Raw genomic sequence first — 11,008 nt, forward strand, 5'->3', positions numbered from 1 at the left:
ATTTGGATTGCCACGTCGGGCTTTCAGCCCTCCTCGCAATGACAATATCACTTTATGCGTAAGTATTTTTTATTGCGTCCTTAGTATTTTTTCCGCTATCCTTAATACAAAAACAGTGTAGACGATTGGCTGTATATTTTAAGCCTGAATTACTATATCCTGATAAAAATAGGTTTAGGATTAATTATTACTAATGCCTGAGTTTTTTCTGGATACATTCCTTAGATTAATTGTCATTGGCTTGTTAATTTTTGCTAATGCGTTTTTTGTCGCATCTGAATTCGCTCTTGTAAATGTTAGGAAAACAAGAATTCAACAATTAGTTAAAGAAGGGAATAAGACAGCACAAATAATTTCTAAAGAACTTAATAATATTCCTAAATTCATAGCCGCTGTTCAGTTAGGGGTTACTGTTTCAAGTATTGGACTTGGTTGGGTAGGAGAATCAACACTTGCAGAGATGCTTTATCCTTTATTTACCTTTCTGCCTCAAATAGGCCAAGTAATTGCAACTCATACAGTTGCTGCAGTCATTGCTTTTATTATAATTACAATTTTACAGATAGAATTTGGTGAATTGATACCTAAAGCTATTGCTCTTCAATATCCTGAAACCACATCTTTTATTATCGCAAGACCTATGAACTTAATATCAACGATTTTCTCTCCTTTTATTCTCCTGTTAAACAATATGGGAAATGGTCTTTTAAAATTACTTAAAATTCCCCCAGCAGCAGGAATTCATCTTGTTCATTCCACGGAAGAGCTTGATATGTTAATAAGTGCCAGTTATCAAGAAGGTGTTTTAAATGCAACTGAAAGAGATATGCTGCATAATGTATTTAAATTTTCTGACTTAATTGCAAGACAAATAATGGTTCCAAGGCCAGATGTTGTTTCTATACCTTTAAATATTTCCTTAGAAGAATTAACAAAATTTGTATATGAACATCAATTCACCAGATACCCTGTTTATGAAGGGGATTTGGATCATATTCTTGGAATTGTACACATAAAAGATATAATTCCTTTTATTGAAGCAAAAGAAAAATTTGCACTTTCAAAAATCATCAGAAAAGTAATGCTAATTCCTGAAACACTAACAATAGATAAGCTTCTTCTTGAATTTAAAAGACACCACAGTCAAATGGCACTAGTTATTGATGAATTTGGCGGCACTTCAGGCATAGTTACCCTTGAAGATGTTTTAGAAGAAATTTTTGGAGATGTGCAAGACGAATTTGACACTGAAGAAGCAGATGTGAAAGTTATCTCAGACAATGAATTTCTTGTTAACGCAATGTTAAGGATTGATGAGATAAATGAGCTGTTTGATATGAATATTACAGAAGAAGAAATTGAAACTATCGGGGGGCTTATTTTAAAAGAACTGGGAAGAGTCGCAAATATAGGGGATAAAATAAAAATTGATGATCTTGTTTTCACCGTTGAAAGCGTTGAAGGCGCAAGAATAACCAAGCTAAAAATACAAAAATTGTAAAAACTTGATTTTGTAAAACATAGTTAATTTTATATCTGTTAATATCAACAATTTTTTTTAGCTAACTTTAAACTATTATAATTAGTAAATTGTTTCATAAATTAAGGAAGTTATATTATTTCCGTCGCTGGTGCTAACGCACATAATTAAGTCCTCACTGGAATAATTGATGACTTAAATAAGTGACCTTGTCACCTTCAATGGTGCATAGGCTTCCTCCAATAACATACCCTCCTGCAACATTCATCTTATTTTTGAAACAAAGACATATCAATTGAGAAATTTTTAATGGAATAAATTTTATGACTATTGGTAATATTAACAATAAACAAGGCAACCTCAATAAAAATAATAATATTATTGTCCCTTATAACCAAAAAAATCTTAAAAATTTACAAGATCTTCAAGACAGACTAAACCGAATAATAAAAGAAATTGGTGGGATTGGCGAATCCTCGAGCATGTCTGAAAGTATTCTACTAGCTCAAGATAAAATCAAGAAGCTAGATAAGGAAACAAAAGAAGTCTGGAGTTCTTGCCCACCTAAATTAGCTGAAAAAATAAAAAAATTAAACCAGCTAAATCAGGAATTAAAAATAATAAGTGAGTCAATTACACAGGTAAATAAAGATATAGACAAAAAAAAGCCTGAAATAGTTACGCCCGGCAAAGAGAATAAAGAAAAGTTAATCACAGATTCTCTGGAAATAAGAGCTATTTATAATTCATTGCCTAAAAGCCCTAAAGATGATGTAAATGCGATTAAAAAATCACTTCCTGAAAATATCACACCAACTCAAGAATTAAAAGATTCATTACAAGATATCGAGAAAGACGATTGGGATTTTAGTGTGGTAAATGCTAAGGATAGCAAGATATTCTCTAAACTCAAGAATTACCTTGTTATTGGAGACACAAAAAATATAATAAATAAGCAAATAGAAGTTATAGATAGTAAATTAGCAGAAATAAAAGATAAAAAAGGTAAATTTATTCCGGAAGTTGGAATAAAATTGTATGAACCTGAGGATACAGGTAAAATTTTAGCATTAGAAACGGCTAAACTTCGTCGTGTTAGCCTAAATAGCAAAATTATATTACCTGATATTGATAAAAATTTAGTCTACCCTGACATCCTTGCACAACCTTCACCAGGTAGCACCTTGTTTTTCAAGATTGACAAACGATTTATTCCTTCTAAAGAAGAAATAAAAGAGATTTTGGAATTCAATAAGCCTTATAAGCCAATTTTAAACAAGCTATTCCCTGATTACCTTAACATATATATGATACCTGGATATGTAAATAAAAAAGATGGTGATAAACGTGGTGGTAGATATATTCAAGAACAACCAGGACAAGGAATTTTGCTACATGCTTATAATGTCAATGACCGCTATCATCAGACTTCTTCAGCTGAGAGAATAATCGCTAAAATGAGAGAGATAAAAGACCTACAACCAAGTGTATTAGAAGGAAATAAGGATAGAGCCAGGGCATTAGCTCATGAAATAGGGCATGCTATCTCTTACGAAATGATTAAAAAAGATGAAACTAAAAATTCTTCCAAGCCTGGCTCAATTATAATTGCGCCTTCGGATGGAATTGGTTTTTTGGATGGCTGGAAAAACCTTAGATCTATGTCCAGATTAAACTTAAATACCAATGAAACCAAAAGTAACAATACTAAGAACTTATCAGTCTACGATAAAGCTAAATTAGATGCCCATGTCGATTATGAAATGATTGCAGAAGATATACGGATGGCTATAATTGGTGAAAGTTTGCCAGCGTCTTCAGCTATGACTGGCATATTTGACCATACTAAAGAAGGAAAATCAGAGATGGATAAATCCATAGGTTATCTCAAAAAGTGTTTATTAGAGAATAAAACACCTATAGAAGCTATAATGGATAATATTAAAAGCTAATGCATTAACTCTATATCTTTAGCGTTATCTTTAACAATATTTTCTAAGATTTCTGCAGCATCACTTACTATATTTACACAGTTTTGGCGTCTTTCCGGAGAATTAAAATCATATTTTGCACTTAATGCCTTGCAACAAGTTGTCTTTCTTTTTTCTTTGAAATTATCAATAAGCTTTTTAGCAGCAGTCTTAACCTCTTTAGAAGAATCTGTGATATTTTCACGACCTAAAGCATATCCAACTATGATCTGTGCACCAGCAACAGCACCACAAAGGCACCCATTACCCATACCCCCAGAAAAAGAAGAAGCAAGTTTGGTTAATACCCCTATATCGATATTATTAATCAAATTTGACTGATGAGCCGCCCTAACTATAGCTTCTGAGCAGGAATAACCCTGTTTATATAATTCTGTAGCATTATCTTTTAAGTTACTCATATATCTTCCTATTTATTGCTTGAGAACATTGCTTCAGGATAATGTGTCGATTTCGTGATTTTAGATTGCCACGCAAGAATAATTTATACTGGTTATCCACGTTTCATGGCTCGCAATGACATGGTGTATTATTGGAATGATTGATGACCGATGACTGTACGAAGTACCTCGCAATGACAATACGTGTAATTGGAATGATAGATGACTTATAAAAGTGACTTTGTTACTTTGCGATCATAGTGCTGCATATTATTGGAAAGATTGATGACTTAAGACAGTGCGAAGCACCTCGCAATGATATTCAAAATTATTTAAGCAGCGACTTACAATTATGGCCTGATTCTTTCCATCATTCTTGGGAATGGGATTGTTTCTCTAACATGATGTAGCCCGCAAATCCAGCTTACGGTTCTTTCTATGCCAAGGCCGAATCCGGCATGGGGAACAGTTCCATAACGTCTAAGGTCTAAATACCACTCAAAAGCTTCTTCAGGAAGCTTATGCTCTCTTATTTTCTCTAAAAGAACATCCATATCGTCTTCTCTTTGTCCACCACCTATGATTTCTCCATAACCTTCAGGAGCTATCATATCAACACAAAGAGCCAGCTTAGAATTTTCTGGATCCTGCTTCATATAGAATGCTTTAACCTCAGCAGGATATCTATGAATCATTACAGGACGATCAAACTGCTCTGATATAACAGTCTCTTCATCTCCACCAAAGTCATCACCCCAGGGAGCTTCTTTACCATTTTTATTTAATAATTCAATTGCTTCATCATAAGTGATTCTTGGGAATGGCTTTTTGATGTTTTCCAGCTTGGAGATATCTCTTTCTAATATCTCAAGCTCAGCTCTTCTGTTTTTAACAACCTGCTGAACTACATATTCAACAAAGTCTTCAGCCAGATCCATATTGTCATTTAAATCATTATAAGCAACCTCTGGCTCTACCATCCAAAATTCTGTCAAATGACGTCTGGTTTTAGACTTTTCAGCTCTGAATGTTGGACCAAAGCAATATACCTTACCAAATGCCATAGCAGCAGCTTCCATATATAGCTGTCCACTCTGGGTTAAATACGCTTTTTCATCAAAATATTCTGTTTCAAAAAGATTTGTAGTTCCTTCACAAGCTGCCGGAGTAAATATTGGAGCATCCACAAGTAAGAAATTATTATTATTAAAGTAATCTCTGATAGATTTAATTATTTCGTGTCTAATCTTTAAGATGGCATGCTGTCTTGGTGATCTTAACCATAAATGTCTTTTATCCAGAAGAAAAGCAACACCATGTTCTTTTGGAGTAATTGGATATTCAACTGATTCACCTATTATCTGAACATCTTTTACACCAATTTCATAACCTATCTGGGACCTTTTATCTTCTTTAACAGTTCCACAGACTATAATTGAAGACTCCTGGGAAATCTTATCAGCCTTTTCAAAAACTTCAGGATCAACATCTCCCTTAAAAATAACTGCCTGAATTATGCCTGTGCCATCTCTAACTTGTAAAAAATGTAATTTTCCGCTGGATCTTTTATTATAAAGCCAGCCTTTTATACAAATATCTTGCCCTTCGTATTTACCAATTTCTGAAATATAAGCTCTCTTATACTCTGACACTCTTATTCTCCTTTATCTAGTGAATAAATGAATTTCTAAACGTTATATTGTCATTATGGTAGCTAAACCAGACTCTTAAATCATCATTTATTATTAAAGATTGCTTCGTCACTACGTTCCTCGCAATGACATTATTTAATTATAAGTTCAATATCTGAGCTATATCTTCTATTGATGATGAAGTGTTTTTGATTTCACAATCTGAATATTTAATTGCAGAATCAGGATCTTTTAATCCATTGCCTGTTAAAACGCATACTATAGTAGAATTATTTTCAACTTTTCCTGATCTATAGGCTTTAATTAAGCCTGCTACTGAAGCAGCACTTGCAGGTTCTACAAATATACCTTCTTTTCTGGCTAACAATCTGTAAGCTTCAATAATTTCATCATCAGTTACACTATCTATTATACCACCCGATTCATCTCTAGCGGCAACTGCACTATTCCAGCTCGCTGGATTACCTATACGAATTGCAGTTGCTATAGTTTCAGGCTTATAAATTCTTTCTCCTTTTACTATTGCAGCCGCACCTTCTGCTTCAAATCCGTACATCTTCGGAGTATTTGGAACCTGACGTTTATTATAATATTCAGTAAAACCTTTCCAATATGCCGTTATATTTCCTGCATTTCCAACAGGAATACATAAATAATCAGGTGCTTGCCCTAAAACGTCGCATATTTCAAATGCTGCCGTTTTTTGGCCTTCTATTCTATAAGGATTAACTGAATTTACAAGTGTTAGAGGATAATTTTCAGATAACTCTCTGACTATTTCAAGAGCTTCATCAAAATTACCATCTATAGCAACGACTTCTGCACCATACAACATAGCTTGAGCCAGCTTACCAAGAGCAATATATCCTGATGGAATAAGAACGAAAGCCTTAACACCTGCTTTGGCACCATAAGCAGCAGCAGAAGCACTTGTATTTCCAGTGCTTGCACAAATTATTGCCTTACTTCCTTGTTCAACTGCTTTTGATACAGCCAGGGTCATTCCTCTATCTTTAAAACTTCCTGTAGGATTAGCTCCTTCAAATTTTAGAAACAAATTGGCTTTTATTCCAATCTCTTTAGCTAAATTATCAGCCTTAATTAAAGGTGTATTACCTTCATTAATTGATATAATAGGAGTTTTTTCACTTACAGGAAGGTATTTAAAGTATCTTTTTATTAATCCTTTATAAGGTCTGCACCTTGTATCCATAATTTTTAACCTTTTTAATAATATCTATTTACTATTCCATAACCCTAAGAACATTGGCGACTTCCTTGGTAGTAGACCTTTCATCGATCTCTTTTACAGCCCTTTTAATATCTTCCTCATATGCCAAGTCAGTTAAGAGAACAATTCTGGCACTGCCATCCTCAAGAACACCTTTTTGAATTATACTACAAAGATTTATATTATTCTTACCACAAATAATTCCAAGATCACCAATTACACCGGGCTTATTTGATGTATTAACCCTAATGTAGTATTTATTCATAGTTTTATCCATTTCAAGCACTCTAGCTTCAGAACTATGCTGGCAGCGCATCATTGGCAGTGGATAATCAGTTCTATCTAATTCATTAACTATTGCAATAATATCACCGATTACAGAGCTTGCTGTAGGAAACTTTCCTGCTCCTGGACCTGAAAACATTACTCTACTGATAGGATAACCCTCAATAACAATGGCATTTAATACTCCATCAATTCTTGAAATAGGATGATCCTTGTGCACTAACATCGGATGCACCCTTATATCAACTGTTTTTTCAGGACCGTTTTGAGCAAGTCCAATTAATTTAATTTTATATCCGAATTCAGCTGCATATTCTATATCAATAGAGCTTATGTTATCAATTCCTTCTCTATAAATCTGGTTGATATCAACTCTTTTATTAAAAGCTAACGCCGATAAAATCGCAATTTTATAAGCTGCATCATGCCCTTTAACATCTCCTGTTGGATCTGCCTCTGCATATCCAAGCTTTTGAGCTTCTTTTAATACATCTTCAAAATCACTGCCTTCTTCTTCCATCTTTGTAAGAATATAATTTGTTGTCCCATTTAATATCCCAACAACTTTGGTAATAGTATTTCCTGCCAGAGATTGTTTTAACGGCATAATAATAGGGATTCCACCACCAACAGCAGCTTCATACATAATAACAACATTATTAGCCTTAGCTAATTCAAATAACTCCTTACCATGCTTAGCTATTAATTCTTTATTAGCAGTAACAATATGTTTTCCATTTCCAATTGCTCTTTTAATAAAGTCAAAAGCCGGATTGATTCCCCCGATCAACTCAACTAATATTTTAATTTCAAGATCATTAATTATTTCATCAGCATTAGTAGTAAAGTTATCCTGTGATAATTCAGGATATTCACTTATCTTGTTTGTATCTTTATCTGCTACTTTTTTAACTTGAACACAATCAATATTTCTAAGAGCTTCAAAAACTCCACTTCCAACTGTTCCAAGACCAAGTAATCCTATACAAACTTTATTATTCTTACTCATAAAACTACTCCCGGCTAATTCTGCTCTTACTGATAAAATAAACACTCAAGTTTAAACTAATTATACTATGTAATTTTAACACTAAGAGACCCAATTTATGAACAAAATAAAGAAGCCCCCCGAGCTCAGAAGGGCTTTGCAAATACGGCATTCATGCATTATAGATGTTCTTTCTTAATTAAAGTTCCTTCTCATTTAAAAATTTTATATAAAAATCTTTACAAGCCGTAATACAATAACCACAACGAACACATTTCTCTTCAACAATTTTTGCCTGACCGAATTCAAGTATTATTGCGTTTTGAGGGCAAATACTTATACAACTGCCACATCCGACACACCAGGGTTCAATGTGTATATTTCTTTTTTTTATCTTTAACTTTTCTTCCAAATCTAAGTAATTTTCCTGTCCAAGAAAGATATCTATATTAAAACGAAGCTCATCTATCGAATCCATGCCAATAGCTATTGAATCAATGTTCTCATTTTCAAGAGCATAGTTTACAGCCAATTTTATACTTTCAGCTAAACCACCTCCTGCCAGGACTTTCATCGCATAGATTCCTTTGTTTTTTTCTTTAGCCTTTTTTATAGCTAATTCCATATCACTTAGGTTTCCATCTTTTATTCCTATTCCCTTGTAGTTGATAAGAGGCATAATGACATCAATCTCCTCAATATCACCAGCTAAATCTACAACTTTTGCTGAGTGAGTGGTAATTGATATAGCACTGATCAAACCATTATTTTTAGCTTCAATTAATGCTTTTAAAGCCCCTTTTCTAAATGTTGATCCGTCAAATTCATCTTTTTGTACTTCATGGAGCCCGAATATCTCAACTTTATCTCGATTTATTTCTTTTAAACACTTTTCTATGCTTAATTTCATATCTTTATACGTTTTTGCATAAGACCTTGAAGAAATAACAATATCTTCGTCATTATCTAATGCTTTTAATGCATAGTTTAGATGGCTATACGTTTCATATAATTCAGCTGTATCCCAGAAATTTACTCCCTTTTTATAAGCTTCTGCCAGAAGCTGTGTGGATTTCTCCAGAGATAAATTGGCATGATAAATACTAAATGCTAAAGTTCCATAGCATAATTTTGAAACACTTAAATTTGATTTTCCTAAAGTTTTACGCTCTAATTTTCTTATACTATCTGCCATGGAGAATTTTCTTCAGCTATAAATATTTGTATCTCTAAATCCTGCAACAATTCTTTTAATGTATTAAGAATTATTCTTTCTGTTTCCAGATGTCCAGCATCTACTACCACCATATTGTCTATTTCAAGCGCTGTATGATAACGAATATCACCTGTTATATACAAATCCACATCTCTTAAATTTCTTATAAAATCTCCACCACTACCGGGACACACTGCAACCCTTCTAATCTTCTTTCTACCAGAAGGATTTATAAGCTTTAAACTACTAACATTCAAAATCTGCTTTAATTTTTTAAGAAATTCATCAAGATTTTCTTCTTTAGCAAGCTCACCTATTCTGCCAAAGCCTGAACTTAAACCTGTTTCTTCAATAATCTGAATATTATCCAGATTAAGTAGTCCGGCTAATTTATCTGCAACACCATTTTTTACTGCGTCAAGGTTTGTATGCGCTGAATATATTTGAATATTATTTTGTATAGACTTAATTATTGTTGAACCGGTAAAATTATTCGCTTTAATTTTACTCATCTTCCCAAAAATCATAGGGTGATGAGCTATGATTAAACCGCAATTTTTGCTTATTGCCTGGTCAATAACATCTAAAGTTGGCGATAAAGCTAACAAAACTCTATCAACATCAAAATTACCAAGGTAAATTTGCCATCCTGAATTATCCCATTCACTTTGCAATGATAATGGAGCAAATTGTTCGACTTTATCTATAATTTTATTAGTTTTGACCATTTCTAATCCTGCATCTTTCGGCTAATACAATAGCTTCAAGATTTTTTATAGCTGTATCAAGATCTTGATTAACTATTTCATAATCAAATAAGTGTTTTTTCTCAATTTCACTCTTAACTATTGATAATCTTTTCTGTATCGATTCCTGGGAATCAGTCTTTCTCTTGAATAATCTAGTCTGCAATTCTGCTATTGAAGGAGGAAGGATAAAAATAAGAATAGCGTCTTTTAACTTTTCTTTAACCTGAAGAGCCCCTTTAACATCAATTTCAAGAGCTACATCCAATCCCATATTTAAGGATTCTTGGACTATATTGGCATAGGTTCCATAGTAATTTCCTGCAAAAACAGCCCATTCAAGAAATTCATCTTTCTCTATCATTTCCTCAAATTCTTCTTTGGATATAAAAATGTAATTAACTCCATGAACCTCTCCGGTTCTTGGTTTTCTTGTGGTAACAGAGACAGACAAAACAATTTCAGGATGTTTTCCGATTAATAAAGACAGAAGAGTTCCCTTCCCTACCCCAGAAGGGCCAGATATTATGAATACACGACCTTTTCTATTGACATTAGCTAGAATCGAGAAATCTATACTTTCTAAATTATCCAGATCCAACATTTATATAAGCCTTACTTTTAACTCTCCCTAATAAATATTATATAATAACTTTCTTCAAACTCATAAATATACTGAAATAAAAAACCTACTTCTTAAAACCAAGCCATTAATCGAATAATTACTTGGTTTTAAAATAAAAAAGTTCCCTTTAAAGGGAACTTTTTTAACAAATACACATAAAATATTTACGCAAGATAATTAAAAGACCTTTCAATAGCTTTATTTAGCATTTTTTGCGTGCCATCTTCTTGAGCTTCAGCAGCTTTAGCCATTGTTTGGCCAATTAACCCTCTAAACATCAACTGCTTTTCCATTTGTAAGGTTTGTTCTGGAGAATATTTATGAGGATTTTGCAGCATATTCATCATGCCCTGTCTTGCATTCATAGCAGCAGCCTGACCATTATACCTGGTATCAATATTTCTTAACTGCCAG

General features: G+C 33.2%; 9 protein-coding genes and 1 pseudogene. 2 read left to right on the forward strand and 8 right to left on the reverse strand.

Annotated features, from left to right (window positions below; genetic code table 11):
* The first annotated feature begins 193 nt into the window (after positions 1 to 193).
* Both A2255_04865 and A2255_04870 read left to right on the forward strand, forming a co-directional pair.
* On the forward strand, positions 194 to 1,501 hold the full coding sequence (locus tag A2255_04865) for a hypothetical protein (GenBank protein OGI21662.1): 1,308 nt from the start codon (positions 194 to 196) through the stop codon (positions 1,499 to 1,501).
* Positions 1,502 to 1,803: 302 nt separating this feature from the next.
* Positions 1,804 to 3,432 (forward strand): hypothetical protein, encoded by a 1,629-nt coding sequence (locus tag A2255_04870; GenBank protein OGI21663.1) that lies wholly within the window; start codon positions 1,804 to 1,806, stop codon positions 3,430 to 3,432.
* On the opposite strand, the gene A2255_04875 is transcribed toward A2255_04870, so the two are convergent.
* The 8 genes and pseudogenes from A2255_04875 to A2255_04910 form a co-directional block, all read right to left on the reverse strand.
* The gene (locus A2255_04875) at positions 3,429 to 3,872 is read right to left on the reverse strand and encodes a hypothetical protein (protein OGI21664.1); all 444 of its coding nucleotides are present in this window, start codon (positions 3,870 to 3,872) and stop codon (positions 3,429 to 3,431) included. The genes A2255_04870 and A2255_04875 overlap by 4 nt on opposite strands.
* Positions 3,873 to 4,201: 329 nt before the next feature.
* The gene (locus tag A2255_04880) at positions 4,202 to 5,503 is read right to left on the reverse strand and encodes an asparagine--tRNA ligase (GenBank protein OGI21665.1); all 1,302 of its coding nucleotides are present in this window, start codon (positions 5,501 to 5,503) and stop codon (positions 4,202 to 4,204) included.
* A gap of 139 nt (positions 5,504 to 5,642) precedes the next feature.
* A complete protein-coding gene (locus A2255_04885; protein ID OGI21666.1) occupies positions 5,643 to 6,716 on the reverse strand; it encodes a threonine synthase in 1,074 nt (357 codons plus the stop codon).
* 31 nt (positions 6,717 to 6,747) lie between these two features.
* Complete coding sequence (locus tag A2255_04890; protein OGI21667.1) at positions 6,748 to 8,028, reverse strand: hypothetical protein; 1,281 nt, start codon at positions 8,026 to 8,028, stop codon at positions 6,748 to 6,750.
* A 178-nt stretch (positions 8,029 to 8,206) separates the two neighbouring features.
* Positions 8,207 to 9,202 (reverse strand): hypothetical protein, encoded by a 996-nt coding sequence (locus A2255_04895; GenBank protein ID OGI21668.1) that lies wholly within the window; start codon positions 9,200 to 9,202, stop codon positions 8,207 to 8,209.
* Positions 9,187 to 9,951 carry a Nif3-like dinuclear metal center hexameric protein gene (locus A2255_04900; protein ID OGI21669.1) on the reverse strand — a complete coding sequence of 255 codons (765 nt, stop codon included), beginning with the start codon at positions 9,949 to 9,951 and terminating at the stop codon, positions 9,187 to 9,189. Before A2255_04900 ends, A2255_04895 begins: the two co-directional genes overlap by 16 nt.
* Positions 9,938 to 10,573, reverse strand: a complete 636-nt coding sequence (locus tag A2255_04905) for a guanylate kinase (GenBank protein OGI21670.1) — start codon at positions 10,571 to 10,573, stop codon at positions 9,938 to 9,940. The genes A2255_04900 and A2255_04905 overlap by 14 nt, the downstream gene beginning before the upstream one ends.
* A gap of 185 nt (positions 10,574 to 10,758) precedes the next feature.
* Positions 10,759 to 11,008: pseudogene (locus A2255_04910) on the reverse strand (hypothetical protein).

It is taken from the genome of Candidatus Melainabacteria bacterium RIFOXYA2_FULL_32_9, assembly GCA_001784615.1.
In the GTDB taxonomy this organism is placed as follows: Bacteria; Cyanobacteriota; Vampirovibrionia; order Gastranaerophilales; family UBA9579; genus UBA9579.